Raw genomic sequence first — 17,247 nt, forward strand, 5'->3', positions numbered from 1 at the left:
ATGCCTGCAATTTCAGTCGATGGCGCGATTACAGATGTTCACGCAGGGTTTGCGCCAGGCACTATTTCGGCTTCTGGACCTAAGTTTACTGTAGGTGGAGTGCCGGTACTAAGGGTGGGAGACAGCGTTAGTGACCACGTTTATATACCTGACCCTAAAGTGAAACATTCAGGGATGGTTGTTGCGGCTGGTGCATCCTCATTTACCATTGGAGGCAAAGCGGTTGCAAGGCTTGGAGACCCCACCAATTGTGGCGCTAAAATTGCCATTGGGGTAGGGAGTTTTACCGTCGGAGGATAAAACATGATAGGCATGAATGCCGAAACAGGTAAACCTTTGGGTGGCGTTGCGCACCTAAAACAAAGTATTCGCGATATTGTGACGACTCCGCTAGGAAGTCGCGTGATGCGACGTGATTACGGTTGTGGGTTATTTGAACTACTCGATAGCCCGTTTTCTCACACTTTGGTGGGTGACATTACGATGTCGATAGCCAATGCACTAGACAAGTGGGAACCACGCTTTCGCCTTGAGGGAGTTTCTGTACACCCAGCAGGTGAAGGCAAGTTAGATATTACTATTGAGGGACTTTACCTCATTAATAATGAGCCGGTCACCATTGAGGGGATCAAGCTTTAACATTTCATAGTTGAGCTTCAGTTCAACTGTTTATCAAACCGTTATTTCTGTGCGTTCTTGCGCAGACATAAATTCAACTTAAGCCATGTTTACTCACTTGAATTATCAAGTGGTGTTGCATGGCTTTTTTATTAGCTAATTGACATACCTTTAAAGGAGATATCTATGTCGGAATTTCTACACGGTGTAGAAGTAATCGAGGCGGATTCAGGTACACGCCCGGTAAGAACAGTAAAAAGTTCAGTAATTGGTGTAATTGGTACGGCTCCATTTGCAAATAAAGATGCATTTCCACTGAATAAGCCAGTGTTAGTTGCTGGAAAACGCGCTGATGCTGCTTTGTTATATGACTTTGCTGCAATCAGAAAAGCAAAAGCAGAAGCTGATGTAACAACAAGTTCAGAGCTGTACACAACGGCTGAAGCTGCTGCAGCAGCTGAAAAAGGTTCAGCATTAACAGCGGAAGAGAAAGATGCAGTTCTAGCTAAAGTTCGTAAAGAGTATGAAGCAACTGTTGAAGAGCACAAAGAAACTGAGAAAGGTACTCTCGTTTCTGCTATCGATGGTATTTTTGACCAAGCAGGTGCGGTTGTTGTTGTTGTGCGTGTTGAAGACAACGCAGACGACAATGCAGTGATTTCTTCAATGTCGGCTGGCGTTGATTCTGATGGCGAGTATATTGGTGCAAGTGCATTCTTAGGTGCTGAGTCAATTGTTGGTGTTACACCACGTATTCTTGTCGCTCCTGGCTATACTCACCAGCGTCCAAGTGGCAACAGAAACCCAGTTGTAACAGACTTAGTAAGCATCGCGGAACGTTTACGTGCTGTTATTATTGCTGATGGTCCAAACAAAGACGATGCAGCTGCAAAAGAGTATCGTGCTGACTTCGGTTCTCGTCGTGTATTTGTTGTAGACCCGCATGTAAAAGTATTTAAAAACGGCGTAACTGAAATTGAGCCAGCATCTGCGCGCGTTGCGGGTATGATTGCAAAATCTGACAATGACCGTGGTTTCTGGTGGAGCCCAAGTAATACTAATATGAACGGTATTACTGGTACTGCACGTGCAATTGACTTCCAGCTTGGCGATAAGAGCGCACGCGCTAACTTACTAAATGAAAAAGAAGTTTCAACGATTATCCGTCAGAATGGCTTCAAACTTTGGGGTAACCGTACTTGTTCTGGTGACCCTAAGTGGGCTTTCCTTTCTGTTGTTCGTACAGCAGACATGATTAATGATTCACTACTTCGCGCACACATGTGGGCTGTTGACCGCAACATCACTTCAACTTATATCAAAGACGTAACTGAAAGTGTTCAAGCTTATCTTGATAGTTTAAAAGCACAAGGTGCTATTTTAGGTGGCCAAATTTGGGCTGACGAAGACCTTAACACGCCTGAAAATATTCAAGCGGGTAAAGTGTACTTTAGCTTTGACTTCACACCACCAACACCAGCTGAGCACATCACGTTCAAGAGCATTCTAACTAACAACTACCTAGAGGAAATCGTATAATGGCAATGTCTCCAAAAATCCTAAAAAAATCAAAGCTATTTGTAGATGGTAAGGGTTACCTTGGCATTGCAGATGAAATCTCACTTCCAAAAGTGACTGTCAAAACACGTGAAGTAACTTCAGGTTTCCAAGCGCCAATTGAACTAGATGTTGGCCAACTTGAAAAGTTAGAAGGTTCAATCACGCTACTTGAATACAACGCTGACGTACTTAAGCTTCTAGGCGACTGGGGCGGTACTGGTAGAACTATCAACCTTACAGCTCGTGGCGCAATCCAAAAGCAAGGTGCTGCACCTGAGCCAGTTGTTGTTACTCTGCATGGCTTCTTCAAAGAAGTTGATATGGGTAGCTGGAAAGATGGCGAAGAAGCGAAAATGACGCTGCAATACGCTGTTCAAAAGTACAAGCTTGAAGTGAATAACGAAGTTATCTACAACATCGACCTATACAACGATATCCGTGAAATCGCGGGTGTTGATCACATGGCGAACCTACGCAAGACAATCGGAGCTTAATCTATGACTGAAATCATTAAACTGACTTTCCCTGTTACGGTCGATGGGCATGAGTATGCAGAACTGAATATGAGACGACCTAAAGTGCGCGATCGGTTAATGGTTGATAAAGCGGATATCAGCGAATCAGAAAGCGAAATCCGTTACTTCTCACATTTGTGTGAAGTGTCTCCCGATATCATCGAAGAACTAGATTGGAGCGACTTCGTTAAGTTGCGTGAGGCGCTCCAGGCTTTTCTCGTATCCCGCCCAAGCGTCTAAAAGCAATGGTGATTGCCCTGGCTAAGTACACAGGGTGGGGCTTGCAAGAACTCAATGCGCTGACCGAAGACGAACTCATCGAGTGGTTCGAGGCAGCGATTGATTACAAAGAAGCAACAGAGGCGGGGTAACCCGCCTTTTTTTCACCAGCGCAAGTTTGATAGCTCAAGGACTTAAGCGCAGTTTTAGGGTCTTGAGCTATCAACCTTGGCGCGCTGCAACCTGTTGTAGTGCGCAATCAATAAATTCCCGCTTATTTCTCTTCCTAGGTATTATTATGAAACATCAAGAATCGCCTGTTAAAGGCCGTTCAAAGAACAAAGTAAAGTACCGCCTACCTAAGCAGGATCAGGTTGATCCAAATGTTCAATTAGGCAGTATGCTGGCTAATTTAGTCAAAGCGCAAAAGCCTTTAGATACTAACGCATTACAGGCTGTAATTTCGCAATTAGCGAATGTTAATGTAAACCAATTACTTGGCAATACCAGTCAAGTAATTTCAACACACTTAACGCAGTTTTCAACTGCTCAGGCGAAGTCAAACAATGCGGTAACGCAAAGCGCTCAGATGTTAGCCGCAGCGCAAACCGAGCAAGAGTCAGAAACCTTAAAAGCTCAAGTAGATGCCAAAATTGGTGATGGTACTGGCCTAAGTGGTGCAATCAAGGCGTTGGCTCAGCAAGTTTCTGCGTTGGACTTTCAGCAATTACAATCGGCGGCCAGTAGTGACCTCGCTGAACTACAAATCGCCATTCCTAAATTATTTGATAACTTACCACTCAATGCGTTGAGTGAATCGCTGGCTACAGCCACAGCTCAAGTAAACAATTCAGATGCACAAAGCACATTGGCTTTGCAACTTGACAGCATACAACAAGCAGCTCCTGTACTAGTGGATGCGCTTGGAATGACACAGTTTAATGAGTACCTAGATAGCGCGACCAAAAGTTTGTCACAGAGCAATGACAACACTGCTCTGAGTCAAGATTTAAATGCATTTGTTCAAGGTGCACCCAAAGTACTTGATGCATTGGGCATGCATGAAGCAAGTGCAATTGTTGAGCAAACTCTTCCGGCCATTTCCTCTGTTAATGTTAAAGAGGTACTGGAAGGGGATCTAACGAGCTTGGCCAGTGCGGCACCGAAAATTTTGAATGCATTTGATTTATCTGATGCGGCAAAAACGTTAGAAGGTGCACTGCCTGTTGTAGAAGCACTAAATGTTAAAGAAATTTTTAATGGTGACTTATCAAGTTTAGTTGATGCAGCACCTGAAGTGCTTAATGCACTGGACATGTCCAGCGCAGCACAGACTCTTGAAAATGCGTTGCCAGCACTTCAACAAGTAGACATCTCTGCGGTCATGGCAGGGGATTTAAGTAGCCTTCAACAGGCTGCCCCTGAATTACTTAAAGCGGTTGATCTCTCTGCAGTTCAGCAAACTTTAGCGCAGCATATCCCGGCTCTTTCGCAGTTAGATCTTGCAGGGGTCATTGATGGTGATTTAAGTCAGGTCGTTGACATCGCACCTGAGCTGCTTAAATCTGCGGGCTTTGAGCAAGTGTCAACGACGTTGAGTGCTGCATTACCGGCATTAAAGCAGTTGGATTTGAAAGGTATTGCCAGCGGAGATGTATCGAGTTTAATGACTGCCGCGCCAGATTTACTGGCCTCGGTGGGCTTGAATGAAGCATCCGAAACGCTCGGTGCAGCTTTGCCAGCGCTACAGCAGCTAGACCTAAAAGGCATTGCACGTGGAGATGTCTCGAGCTTAATGACTGCCGCGCCAGATTTACTGGCCTCGGTGGGCTTGAGTGAAGCGTCCGAAACGCTCGGTGCAGCTTTGCCAGCGCTACAGCAGCTAGACCTAAAAGGCATTGCAAGTGGAGATGTCTCGAGCTTAATGACTGCCGCACCAGATCTACTGGCCTCGGTGGGCTTGAATGAAGCATCTGAAACATTGGGGGCAGCTTTACCAGCACTTCAACAATTAGACTTAAAGGGCATCGCCAGTGGAGATGTCTCGAGTTTAATGACTGCCGTGCCAGATCTACTGGCCTCGGTGGGCTTAAGTGAAGCGTCTGAAACATTGGGTGCTGCCTTACCTGCACTTCAGCAGTTAGATTTGAAAGGTATCGCCAGTGGTGACGTTTCCAGCTTAATGTCTGCGGCTCCGGGTTTATTGAAGGCCGCAGGGTTAGACGAAGCATCAGAAACACTGGGTGCTGCCTTACCAGCTCTTCAGCAATTAGACCTAAAAGGTATTGCCAGTGGTGATGTCTCAAGCTTAATGTCAGCTGCACCAGGCTTGCTCAAAGCAGCAGGGTTGGACGAAGTTGGAGCAACGTTAGATGCCGCTTTGCCAGCTCTACAAAAACTAGACACTAAAGCAATTTTAGAAGGGGATCTCAGCTCGTTAATGCAACAAGCCCCTGAACTGCTCAATGCGTTTGGTTTGCAAGATGCTGCGAGTCTATTCTCGAAGCACTCAGCATTGATTGAGAAACTCGATTTTAAAGGAATTTTAAGCGGAGACCTTTCTTCTTTAACGGGTGCTGTGCCAGATTTATTGGCGGAGTTCGGCTTAGGTGATTTAGGTTTGGAATCACTGTTTGACGGCGGTGATGAGCAAGAAGAAAAATCTAAGAAGTCTAAGAAAAAGCCGAAAAAGGGCCGTAAGAAATCAAATAAGCGCAATAAATCCAATAAAGGGGCTAAGCGCTCAGAGCATAACAGTGATGATGCAAACCAACAAAAGGCAGCTAAATTAAATCAAGCGTCAAAGCCTGACAAACCTAAACGCAAAAAACCAGCTAAGCCAGCATTTAAAGTATTGGACGGTGGCAAAGCAAAACCAGCAGCACAACAAACAGCCAACAGCAAAGGTAATAAGTCTGCAACCCCGCCTAAATCGAAAGCTCCTAGCTCATATAAAGCGCCTAAGGCAGCCAATGATTCAGTGTTTTCTAAGCTAGGTAAGTTCGCTGGTAAAAAAGGCGGCGTACTGTCAAGTCTAGTAAAGGGGCCTGCGAAATATTTAGGCAAGCTAAACGCGCCTTTGACCGTTGCTATGGGTGCCATGGATGCGTACTCCGCGTTGAGTGACGACACTTTAAGCAAGCAAGAAAAATCTAGCCGTGTTGGCGGCGCCGTAGGTGGTATGGGAGGCGCACTTGCTGGGGCGGCGGCAGGTGCAGCTATTGGTTCGGTTGTGCCAGTAATAGGCACTGCACTTGGCGGTATTGTTGGTGGTGCGATTGGCGCATTTGGCGGAGAGTCAGCAGGCAGTTGGTTAGGTGATACGCTTGGCGGTTGGTTCTTTGATGATGAGTCTAAAGAGGATAGCCAGCAAGCTACAGGAGAGTCTAATACTTCGAGTGTTGCGGCATTGGCAGATGGACAAGCTGAAACGCAGTTTTCCCAAGGTACGGTAGAAAATACTCAGACAGGTTCGCCACTACAGTTTGTTAAAGACAATGTTATCAATGAAGCAAACATGGTGCTTGGCACGATGGCGGCGGTAGATGAAGCATCTGGTAAACCTGCAGGTAAATCAGCGCAATGGTCCAAGCAAACGCAATTGCTGGGACATGCTTTAAATGGCCATACCATTTATCAAGCAGCAGCCAATGACGATCTATCAACACCTGAAAAAGCACGTACTATCGGTGGCACATTAACGGGAGCTCTAAGCGCAGAAGGCGTTGAACATTTAGTTGGGAAAATACCGAAGTATGGCAAGTTCCTTGGTCCGGTTGCAGGTTATTTGACTAACGCAGCAATGTCCCAAGTAGGTGGTAATTTCTTTGCTAGCTTATTCGGTGGCGACGAGGCTGAACAGTCGAAGCGCCAGGGCGCAGCAAAAGCCTTACCTGTGAAAAAGCCAGAGTCTTTGGCTGAACAAAGCAGTGTGCAGTCTCAAATCACAAGCGATGTGCAATCTAAAGAGTTTGCTGGAAATATCACCGTTAATGCCAATATTACGGTAAATGCCAATGGTGATGAGAAAGCGCAGGACATTGCTATCCAAGTTAAGCAAATACTGGAACAGCAGCAACAACAAGCTGTGCGAGATTATCGTGCGCGGTATTACAACGAAGTAGCTTAAGGGGGTTTCCCTTAAGCTTTTTAAAGAGGGCTTTCAATGGCAAAGATAAATCATGCCAATTATATGATGCAGCTGGGTACATATAAGTTTTCCGTAAGTACTGCTGCATTTCAAAAAATGCAGTTCAACACACAGTACCGCTGGAAAACACTCGATACGCAGACTGACCAAGCAACGCCGGTGCAGCAATTTGTCGGTGTGGGAAAGCAGGAGCTTGAACTTGAAGGGACCATCTTTCCACAACTTGTTAAAGACGGATTAAAGCAACTCGACAAGATGCGCGCAGAAGCCGCAAAAGGAGAGCCATTAACTCTGACGTACGTAGAAGAAAGTGGCAAATCCAGTCCAAGTGTAGGGCGTGTATTAGATAAATGGGTAATCACCGATATTAATGAAACGCGCACTTTGTTTTTAAACGATGGTATTCCAAGAGAAATCCAATTTACGATGAAGCTTTCTCGCTATGACGGAAATGAAGGAGCTTAAAAATGAGTGGTGTAACGTATGTCACACGTGATGGAGACTGCTTAGACTTAATTTGTTTCCGTCATTATGGTCGAAGTTCAGGCATGGTCGAACGTGTTTTAGAAGCGAACTACGGGTTGGCTGAATTGGGACCTATTTACCCAGAAAACGTTGAAATTTTACTACCGGACTTACCTAAACCTAAAGTGCGTAAAGAGATTAATATTTGGGAGTAAACAGTCATGGAATTACAGGCGCATTACTCGGTCAAAGCGAATGGTAGGGAGGTTGCTGCGCAGCTTCGAGACCGAATCGCTGAGGTACGAGTGACACTTCGCACAGGATTGTTGAGTGATACTTGTTATGTGAAATTTGACAACTTAGGGAGCCTGCCGATCACAGCGCCACAAGGAGCTGAAGATCTCGAAATTGGCATGGGCTACAAGCAGGGAACTGGCGACAATAGTGCTCCGATAATTGAAATGGGCAAATACAGTGTCGGCGAATACCAATTAATTGGTCCTGTTCGAGCTTTAGAGCTACATGGCAATAAAGTTCTCTGGGACAAAGAGCTAAAAACGTTAAAGTTTAAATCTTGGCCAAGTCCTGATGATGCGCCTTTGATGCTTGCGGATGTAATTTCAGATATTGCTGGGCAATATGGGTTATCGCCTTGTATTGCAGATAGCTATCAGCAAATCCAGTTACCTCAAATTGAACAGAGCGAGAGTGATATGCAATTACTCTCAAAGTTAGCTGAACAACATGATGCATTCATGAAGATAGTTAACGATAAACTGATTTTCATGAATAAAGGGACTGGACGCTCACTGTCGGGGCAACCATTGACAGAAGTTGTCCTAGGACCCAAGTGGCTGACAAGCTGGGTTTTAAATGCGCAGCATTATAAGTCTGTGGGCGAAGTGAAAGCTAAATTTTATGACTTTGACATCGCAGAGTTAAATACGGTGAATGCAGGCTCTGATTCTCCGTGCCACATTTTACCTTATGTGTTTGCTGACGAAGCTAGCGCCCAAGCCGCTGCTGATAGCAAGCTGAATCAACTAAAGCGCAGTCATAAATCAGTTCAGCTGCACACATTTGGAAAACCAGACATTGTCGCTGGTGGCGTTGTTGAAATAGAAGATGTTGCGGACGAGATTAATGGTCGCTGGTACGTCAATGAAGTTGAGCATGTCATCAATGGTCAAGGTTACTACTCATACCTGAGTTGCGAAGCATTGGCTGAATAAACGCATATTGCGTTGTCTTTTAATGAATAAATTCATATCGCGTCGCTGTTCTTGCGATGCTTATCCTTCCACACCTCCTACCTCCAAGGTCATCCAGTTAGCCTGCTCACGTGCATTGCTCTATGCATAGGCTAACTGTGATGGCCTCTTTCCTAATTTATTCCTACCCACTTAATAGTAAAACTATCCCACCAAACGCTAATAACCCACCTGTAATCATATTACGTGTAATGTGCTCTTTGCGGATTAAACTCATGGTCATCACCATCAGTGGTGCAGCAGAGAAAATGGTTTGTGCAATCGCCGGATCCGTGTTGTTTACTGAAATTAGTTGTAACCACAAGCCGATAAATGTGCCAAAAAACACTGCGGCAAATAACCAGCCTTTTTTATCTATTCCTTTTAACGTGATCGCGCGTTGCAATGAACTATGCTTCAGTACCGCAACAATTACTGCAACTGTGAGTGTGCCTGACACTAATCGTATGGTTGCGGCCCACAAGCTACTGACCTGCTGGTCATTTAGTGCGCCCTTGGATAACACCATGCCAGCGGCTTGGCAAGTTGCTGCAATTAGTGCGAAAAAAACACCTTTGCGAAACGTGTGTTGGTCTAGTGTTGGCAACGCTTGATTAGGTTTAACCGCATAGATCACGCCTACAGTGGTTAGAATAATACCTAACCATGCGGTAAATGATAAAAAGACACCCAGTAGGGCGATATTGAGTAGGCCTGCAATCGCTGGCGCAAGCGACTCAATTACCAAAGTGCGAGCAGGTCCAATATTACGTAGAGCACCAAAGTAGGCACTGTCTCCAATGGCTATACCCACAATGCCACTGGCTACCAACCACCCCCAACTAAATTGACTTGTAGGTAGTTGACTATCCCAAGTTATCAACAATACAGCTGCCATCAGAGCTGACGCGATGACACCTTTGGCTACATTTAATTCGAACGGATTTAAGTGATGGCTAAAGCGTTTATAAAGCAGTGTTGAAAATGCCCATACTGCTGCAGCTGTGAATGCAGCTACCTCTCCAATACCCATAATTATTTGATTATTCTTTTTGGCTTTTTTCTGACCGTACTGTAATCATTTTGTTTCCAGATGCAACCATTGACAGATATAAATTAAAGTTTCAATAATTATTGAAACTTTAGAAGGTTTCTTGCTACACTCTATTTGTAGATATAGTCGTCAGCTTAACGTGGTCGCTTTGCCACCCATTGGAGAACAATATGGTATTCGATGCAATTCAAGTAAATTTAATTCTATTCAGCTTTTGCATGTTTGTATCTTGTTTGATCATGGCTTTTTCTGAGTCAAATCAAGAAGGAGCAGATCGTCTGAAAGTGAGTATAGAGTACGGCATCTTTTCTTCAGCGGGGCTTATCTTAGCGATAGTGTTAGCTTACGGTTATGTTGGTTAATTTTCTACTTGCATAAAAGCAGGGTGCTACTCACAGGGCACCCTTTTTCTTCATTGTTTACGAACCTACTGATACCTCTATCAATTCCAATTCTCCCACCAAATTACTCCTGAAATTTTTTACTTTTTCACTACGCCGAGTACGACACCTGCCAATTTAGAGCTCATATTTTACTTTTTCATTTGGACGTCTGAACATCTAGAAGTTGAATTTTTTTGGCTTTCGTTCATAATGGCAAGCTATATAGTTTTAGCTAATTTATGCTCCATTGGGGAAGAGTCTCATGCCTATCACCGTAAAAGACGAATTGCCAGCCATTGCAAGGCTACGACATGAAAATGTTTTTGTGATGCCTAAAAGTCGAGCTTTGTCTCAAGAAATCCGTCCTATGCGGTTGGCTATATTGAATTTAATGCCTAACAAAGTAGAAACCGAAGTACAGTTTATTCGGCTGTTGGCAAATTCGCCACTACAGGTGCATGTGGACTTATTACGATTAGACACACATCGTAGCTCTGAGAACTCTGAGCAACATTTAAATATGTTTTACCGTTACTTCTCTGAAGTAAAAGAACAAAATTATGATGCGTTAATTGTAACGGGAGCACCGTTGGCACACCTTGAATACAGTGATGTTATTTACTGGCAAGAATTGCAAGAGTTTTTTGATTGGGCAGAACATCATGTCACGTCAACGTTGTTCTCATGTTGGGCGGCTCATGCAGGTTTATTTCATCATCATGGCTTAAAGCGAAAGTTGAAAGAAAATAAGCTTTGTGGGGTGTTTAAGCATCAAGTGTATTTTGATCACGGTGCACTTACACGCGGCTTTGATGATGAGTTTTTAGTACCGCATTCCCGATATGGGCATATTGATATTGAGAAGATAAATGACTGCAAGGACTTGGTAGTACTGGCAGGTTCGAAAAAAGTAGGCGCCTACTTACTAAAGAATAAAACCGGTAGCCAAGTATATATCACGGGTCACCCTGAATACGATGCTGATACACTGCAAAAAGAATATCAGCGAGATGTGCTTAACGAGGCCAATGCGCCTAAACCCGAGAACTACTTCCCTAATGATGACCCAAGCGCTAAGCCATCAAAAACCTGGCAGAGTCACGCCTTTTTATTATTCTCAAATTGGTTAAACTACTATGTGTACCAAACAACCCCCTACGATATTAATCTCGTTAGCCAAGACGTAAGGACTAACAATTATGCCGAATAACAGCGTGCCATTTGTGCCAGTCAATGGCGAAGCCGTATCTGATGCCCTGAAAAAAGCAATGCAAGAGCGTATTGTAATTTTAGATGGCGCGATGGGTACCATGATCCAGAAACATAAATTTGAAGAAGAAGACTATCGTGGTGAACGCTTCAAAGATTGGCATGTGCTGATAAAGGGCAATAATGATTTGCTTAGTTTGACACAGCCAGATGTGATTCGACAAATTCACAGAGAATATCTCGAAGCGGGTGCAGATATTATTGAAACAAACACCTTCAACTCGACGACTATTTCGATGGAAGATTATGACATGGCTAGCTTGAGCCGTGAGATAAACTTTGAGTCAGCGAAGCTGGCGCGCGAAGTGTGTGATGAATTTACGGCAAAAGACCCAAGCAAGCCTCGTTATGTGGGAGGTGTTCTGGGTCCTACCTCGAAGACCTGTTCAATTTCTCCTGATGTGAACGATCCTGGTTATCGCAACGTGACTTTTGATGCGCTGGTGGAAGCATATATAGAATCAACACTTGCACTGATTGAAGGTGGCGCACATCTGATCCTTATTGAAACGATTTTTGATACGCTCAATGCGAAAGCTGCGGCTTACGGTGTTGAAGAAGCATTTGAGCAAGCAGGTGTTCGATTACCAGTGATGATTTCAGGTACCATTACGGACGCATCTGGAAGGACGCTGTCAGGACAAACAACAGAAGCATTCTACAATTCAATTCGTCATATTAAGCCAATTTCTATTGGTCTAAATTGTGCGCTAGGCCCAGACTTGCTGCGCCCGTATGTAGAGGAGCTAGCCCGTGTTTGTGAAACTTATACTTCAGTGCACCCCAATGCGGGTCTACCGAATGAGTTTGGTGAGTATGACCTTGAAGCTGATGAGATGAGTATGGAAATTGTTGATTGGGGCAAAGAAGGCTTTATCAACATCGTGGGTGGTTGCTGTGGCACGACACCTGAACATATCAAAGCATTTGCCGACAAGCTGGCCAGTGTAAAGCCACGTCAACTTCCAGAGCTTGAAGTTCGCATGCGCTTATCTGGTTTAGAAGCCTGTAACTTGAATTAGGAAGTATCACTATGACGCAATCTACAGCCATATTTACAAACGTCGGCGAAAGAACCAATGTTACGGGTTCGGCACGCTTTAAGCGCCTGATTTTAGAAGAAGATTATGAAACCGCATTAGAAGTCGCCAGAGAGCAGGTTGAAGGTGGTGCGCAAGTTATTGATATCAACATGGATGAAGCCATGTTGGATTCTAAAATGGCGATGGTTAAATTTTTGAACTTGATAGCATCTGAGCCAGAGATCTCAAAAGTTCCGATCATGGTTGACTCGTCTAAGTGGGATGTCATCGTTGCGGGATTGAAGTGCATTCAAGGTAAAGCAATTGTTAACTCAATCTCTCTCAAAGAGGGTAGAGAGCCTTTTATAAAGCAAGCAAAAATATTGAAGCGTTTTGGTGCTGCGGTCGTGGTAATGGCGTTTGATGAAGTTGGTCAAGCAGAAACCGCAGATCGTAAGTTTGAAATTTGCCAGCGCTCCTACAAAATATTGGTAGATGAGCTCGGCTTCCCACCAGAAGATATCATTTTTGACCCTAATATCTTTGCTGTTGCAACTGGTATTGAAGAGCATGATAACTACGCTGTTGAATTTATTGAAGGCACCCGTCGTATCAAACAAAACCTACCGCACTGTAAAGTATCTGGCGGTGTTTCAAATGTGTCTTTCTCATTTCGCGGAAACAACCCTGTTCGTGAAGCTATCCACTCGGTATTTTTATACCATGCGATAAAGGCTGGTATGGACATGGGGATCGTGAATGCGAGCCAGTTGGCGGTGTATGATGACATTCCTCTGGAACTTAGAAACGCTGTTGAAGATGTTATTCTCAATACAGATCCAGGCGCAGGTGAGCGCCTTGTTGATATTGCGCCAAAATACTCGGGTATGGCGCAAGCAGAGAAGAAAGAAGATTTAGAATGGCGTACTTGGCCAGTTGCTAAGCGATTAGAACATGCTTTGGTTAAAGGTATAACTGAATACATCGAAGAAGATACTGAAGAGTGCCGCGTGAGCTTTGATAAACCTATTCAGGTTATCGAAGGGCCATTGATGGATGGCATGAATGTCGTCGGTGATTTATTTGGGGCCGGTAAGATGTTCTTGCCTCAAGTTGTTAAATCGGCTCGAGTGATGAAGCGCGCGGTTGCCTATCTTGACCCGTTTATTGAAGCCGAGAAAGAAGAAGGTGCCAGTAACGGTAAAATTATCATGGCGACGGTAAAAGGCGATGTACATGATATCGGCAAAAATATTGTGGGTGTTGTACTGCAATGTAACAACTACGAAGTAGTTGATCTCGGTGTAATGGTACCCGCCGAAAAAATATTGCAAACAGCCATCGACGAAAATGCCGATGCAATAGGGCTTTCAGGCCTTATTACCCCATCGCTTGACGAAATGGTTCATGTGGCAAAAGAAATGACGCGTCGTGGTTTTGAAATACCGTTACTAATTGGCGGTGCGACAACGTCTAAAGCGCATACTGCGGTTAAGATTGAACCTCAATATGACAAGGGCGTTATTTATGTGAACAATGCGAGCCGTGCAGTTGGTGTGGTTTCTAGTTTATTAAGCGATACACAAAAGCCTGCTTTCTTAGAGAAAACCGCCAACGAATATGTCAAAGTACGTGAGCAACAAGCGCGTAAAAAACCTCGTTCTAAACCAGTCACTTTGACGCGTGCACGTGATAATGCAGTCAAGCTTGATTGGGATAATTACACACCACCCAAACCGAAAAAACTGGGGATCACTGAGTTTAAAGATATCAATATCAAGACCTTGCGAAAGTATATTGACTGGACGCCTTATTTCATGACTTGGTCTTTGGCTGGCAAGTACCCGCGCATTCTAGAAGATGAAATTGTCGGGGAAGAGGCTAAAAAGCTATTTGCAGATGCCAATGCCATGCTCGATGATTTGGAGCAGAGTGGCAAATTACAGCCCTTGGGTGTTATTGGGTTGTTTCCAGCTAACAGAGTTGAAGATGATATTGAGATCTATAAAGATGAATCGCGTTCAGAAGTATTGCTACGCTCGTGTCAGCTTCGTCAGCAGACTGAAAAAACAGATTTCCCAAATTATTGTTTAGCTGATTACGTTGCGCCTAAAGGGGTTGATGATTATTTTGGTGCCTTCGCAGTGACAGGTGGACTTGAAGAAGACGATCTGGCTGAAGCGTTTGATGCGCAGCAAGACGACTACAATAAAATCATGGTTAAAGCAGTAGCTGACAGATTGGCAGAAGCATTTGCCGAGTACTTACATGAACAAGTGCGTAAAGAGTATTGGGGTTTTGCCGCCGATGAAAACCTCACAAACGAGGAGTTGATCCGAGAAAACTACCAAGGTATTCGACCAGCACCTGGCTATCCTGCGTGTCCTGAGCATACTGAAAAGCGCAAAATTTGGGCGCTCTTAGATGTTGAGAATCGCATAGGTATGAAGCTGACAAGTTCCTACGCGATGTGGCCAGGCGCAGCCGTGTCAGGTTGGTACTTCTCTCACCCAGATTCCAAGTACTTTGCTGTTGCAACTATTCAAAAAGATCAAGTTGAAGACTATGCAAAACGCAGTGATATGTCTTTAGAAGAAGCTGAACGTTGGCTATCACCTAACCTTGGATATGATACCTAGGGTCAATCATCAGACAAATACGCAGTTGAAAAAGGAAGAGAGAACTGCGTATTTACCTTATTGTTGGGCAGCTAAGTTTACTGTTGGCTAATCATTTCTAGTGCTGTGTAACGGCTATATTTTCAAGCTTCAAAACTTTTTATAACTCCTTTTAAGCGCAATTGATCCTGTTTGGCGTTGCTGGTGCATGCGGTTAAATTCGTTTGATTCAAAGCTAGTCGATATGATGGCACAAATTACTAGGTGACGGTCATAAAATAGTGTCAGGCAGTTCTTTGATAAAAAAGAGCGTGCTATATAAGTTGAGTCGCCGAGATTATCTATGTAAAGATGTCAAAATCTTAATTGAGGCCGTAAGTCATAATTTAACTGGGAAGTAAGTTTATATGCTTAAAATGTCTGAAGTGGTTAAGGGTTACGCAACAGATACAATACAGACGCAAGCGTTACAGCCGTTTAACCTTGAAATACAACAAGGTGAATTTATTTCTGTAGTTGGCCCATCAGGTGCAGGAAAAACCACATTCTTAAATATTTTAGGCCTATTGGAAGAACCTTGCCGAGGGCATTACCTTTTAGATGGTGAGCCGGTTTTAACATTTAGCGATAGTCGTAAGGCTAAACTTAGAAATACAAAAATAGGTTTTATATTTCAGAGCTTTAATTTAATTCCTGAACTTAGTGTTTACGGCAATGTTGAATTGCCTTTGAGATATAGGAGGCTTCCAGCCAATACTCGCAAGCATCGAGTTTTGAAAACGCTAAAAGCGGTAGGCCTCATTAACCGTGCCAACCATAAACCATATCAACTTTCTGGAGGCCAACAACAGCGAGCTGCAATCGCACGAGCGCTTGTTGGAGAGCCCTCAATCCTGCTAGCCGATGAACCTACCGGCAATCTCGACTCTGTGAAGTCTGAAGAAATAATGTCGTTACTTCTTGATATAAATAGACAAGGAACGACGTTGCTGATGGTCACGCATGATCCAGTGCTAGCTTTGAAAGCTCAGCGCACAATAGAGATTAGAGATGGTATTTTAAAAGAGCGTTGTGCCAGACATTATGCCGCCCGATGGCGAGTCGAATCATTGACGTTGTAACACTTCTTAATGCATGAATTACAACAATAAATTAGCTTAGAATGACCAAAAATAAACCATTGAATTTGGGCGAAGTTAATTGGATAACAATAATGCTCTAAACCTTTATTAAATAATTGTTTTATTTTGGTGACTTTAAGGTTCTATTTATGTATCTTTCAGGGCATGATACTCAGTCGGTACTAACTCCTTATTAAAACTGTGGAAGGTTGGTTAAAAAATATTATTTATCAACCAATTAAATTGCAATTGAGCGCATTTGGACGATGGAAAGTCCTGACTAAAAAAAGCACTAGCAACAAGGAATTATAATGTTAAAAATGTCAAACATTGCCAAAATATACTTAACCGATACTGTAAAAACCCAAGCACTACAGCCTTTTAATTTAGACATTAAAGCGGGTGAATTTGTGGCGGTCGTCGGCCCGTCTGGATCGGGAAAGACGACTTTTCTTAATATAACTGGGCTACTGGAAGATTACTCAGAAGGCAGTTATTTTCTCAATGATCAGGATGTGACGGACTTATCAGACAGACAGAAATCACGCCTGCGAAATGAACAAATAGGTTTTATCTTTCAAAGCTTTAACTTAATACCTGAATTGAATCTATTCGACAATGTTGAAATGCCTCTGCGTTATCGTAAATTCTCAGCAAAAGAGCGTAAAAATCGTGTCGTTGACGCCTTGACCAAAGTTGGTCTTGTGAATCGCCAAGCTCACTACCCTCAACAGCTTTCTGGAGGGCAACAGCAGCGGGTGGCAATTGCTAGGGCGCTGGCAGGGAGCCCTTCATTCTTACTTGCGGATGAGCCTACTGGGAACTTAGATTCGAGTATGGCGGATGGAATTATGTCTTTGCTTAAAGATATAAATACTGCAGGCACCAGTATATTGATGGTGACCCACGATCTGCAACAAGCTGCAAAAGCAGACCGGATTGTAGAAATTAGAGATGGTGTGCTTACCGAAAATGAGAGCATAAACCAAGTGGTTGCGTGAGG

Annotated in this window: 17 protein-coding genes; 16 read left to right on the top strand and 1 reads right to left on the bottom strand. The window is 43.8% G+C overall.

What is annotated here, in order from left to right:
• From N475_RS12440 to N475_RS25180, 10 genes are all read left to right on the top strand, one after another.
• A complete protein-coding gene (locus N475_RS12440; protein ID WP_063359622.1) occupies positions 1-300 on the top strand; it encodes a PAAR domain-containing protein in 300 nt (99 codons plus the stop codon).
• A gap of 3 nt (positions 301-303) precedes the next feature.
• Positions 304-639, top strand: coding sequence for a GPW/gp25 family protein (locus tag N475_RS12445; RefSeq protein ID WP_063359623.1), 336 nt, complete (start codon positions 304-306; stop codon positions 637-639).
• Between the two features lie 165 nt (positions 640-804).
• Positions 805-2,157 carry a phage tail sheath subtilisin-like domain-containing protein gene (locus N475_RS12450; RefSeq protein ID WP_063359624.1) on the top strand — a complete coding sequence of 451 codons (1,353 nt, stop codon included), beginning with the start codon at positions 805-807 and terminating at the stop codon, positions 2,155-2,157.
• Positions 2,157-2,672, top strand: a complete 516-nt coding sequence (locus N475_RS12455; protein ID WP_023397066.1) for a phage major tail tube protein — start codon at positions 2,157-2,159, stop codon at positions 2,670-2,672. The genes N475_RS12450 and N475_RS12455 overlap by 1 nt, the downstream gene beginning before the upstream one ends.
• Positions 2,673-2,675: 3 nt before the next feature.
• Positions 2,676-2,933, top strand: coding sequence for a phage tail assembly protein (locus tag N475_RS12460; protein ID WP_063359625.1), 258 nt, complete (start codon positions 2,676-2,678; stop codon positions 2,931-2,933).
• A gap of 5 nt (positions 2,934-2,938) precedes the next feature.
• Positions 2,939-3,064 carry a hypothetical protein gene (locus tag N475_RS26190; protein ID WP_268831934.1) on the top strand — a complete coding sequence of 42 codons (126 nt, stop codon included), beginning with the start codon at positions 2,939-2,941 and terminating at the stop codon, positions 3,062-3,064.
• A 146-nt stretch (positions 3,065-3,210) separates the two neighbouring features.
• Positions 3,211-7,041 carry a hypothetical protein gene (locus N475_RS12465; RefSeq protein ID WP_063365370.1) on the top strand — a complete coding sequence of 1,277 codons (3,831 nt, stop codon included), beginning with the start codon at positions 3,211-3,213 and terminating at the stop codon, positions 7,039-7,041.
• 36 nt (positions 7,042-7,077) lie between these two features.
• The gene (locus N475_RS12470; RefSeq protein ID WP_063359627.1) at positions 7,078-7,527 is read left to right on the top strand and encodes a phage tail protein; all 450 of its coding nucleotides are present in this window, start codon (positions 7,078-7,080) and stop codon (positions 7,525-7,527) included.
• 2 nt (positions 7,528-7,529) lie between these two features.
• Positions 7,530-7,742, top strand: coding sequence for a tail protein X (locus N475_RS12475; protein WP_063359628.1), 213 nt, complete (start codon positions 7,530-7,532; stop codon positions 7,740-7,742).
• A 6-nt stretch (positions 7,743-7,748) separates the two neighbouring features.
• Positions 7,749-8,759, top strand: a complete 1,011-nt coding sequence (locus tag N475_RS25180; RefSeq protein ID WP_081216124.1) for a phage late control D family protein — start codon at positions 7,749-7,751, stop codon at positions 8,757-8,759.
• 163 nt (positions 8,760-8,922) lie between these two features.
• Here N475_RS25180 and N475_RS12485 read toward each other — a convergent pair whose 3' ends face one another.
• The gene (locus N475_RS12485; RefSeq protein ID WP_227008442.1) at positions 8,923-9,810 is read right to left on the bottom strand and encodes a DMT family transporter; all 888 of its coding nucleotides are present in this window, start codon (positions 9,808-9,810) and stop codon (positions 8,923-8,925) included.
• A 191-nt stretch (positions 9,811-10,001) separates the two neighbouring features.
• Here N475_RS12485 and N475_RS12490 point away from each other — a divergent pair, with 191 nt between their 5' ends.
• The 6 genes from N475_RS12490 (at position 10,002) to N475_RS12515 (ending at position 17,245) form a co-directional block, all read left to right on the top strand.
• Complete coding sequence (locus N475_RS12490) at positions 10,002-10,193, top strand: hypothetical protein (protein ID WP_063365372.1); 192 nt, start codon at positions 10,002-10,004, stop codon at positions 10,191-10,193.
• A 283-nt stretch (positions 10,194-10,476) separates the two neighbouring features.
• Positions 10,477-11,424 carry a homoserine O-succinyltransferase gene (locus N475_RS12495; protein ID WP_063359631.1) on the top strand — a complete coding sequence of 316 codons (948 nt, stop codon included), beginning with the start codon at positions 10,477-10,479 and terminating at the stop codon, positions 11,422-11,424.
• A complete protein-coding gene (locus N475_RS12500) occupies positions 11,414-12,505 on the top strand; it encodes a homocysteine S-methyltransferase family protein (protein ID WP_063359632.1) in 1,092 nt (363 codons plus the stop codon). The genes N475_RS12495 and N475_RS12500 overlap by 11 nt, the downstream gene beginning before the upstream one ends.
• A gap of 11 nt (positions 12,506-12,516) precedes the next feature.
• Complete coding sequence (gene metH, locus N475_RS12505; protein WP_063359633.1) at positions 12,517-15,144, top strand: methionine synthase; 2,628 nt, start codon at positions 12,517-12,519, stop codon at positions 15,142-15,144.
• 386 nt (positions 15,145-15,530) lie between these two features.
• Positions 15,531-16,244: an ABC transporter ATP-binding protein gene (locus N475_RS12510; protein ID WP_063359634.1), complete on the top strand. Its 714-nt coding sequence runs from the start codon at positions 15,531-15,533 to the stop codon at positions 16,242-16,244.
• A gap of 311 nt (positions 16,245-16,555) precedes the next feature.
• Positions 16,556-17,245 (top strand): ABC transporter ATP-binding protein, encoded by a 690-nt coding sequence (locus tag N475_RS12515; RefSeq protein WP_081216125.1) that lies wholly within the window; start codon positions 16,556-16,558, stop codon positions 17,243-17,245.
• The last annotated feature ends 2 nt before the right edge of the window (positions 17,246-17,247 follow it).

The sequence above is a fragment of the Pseudoalteromonas luteoviolacea DSM 6061 genome (assembly GCF_001625655.1).
GTDB lineage: Bacteria > Pseudomonadota > Gammaproteobacteria > Enterobacterales > Alteromonadaceae > Pseudoalteromonas > Pseudoalteromonas luteoviolacea.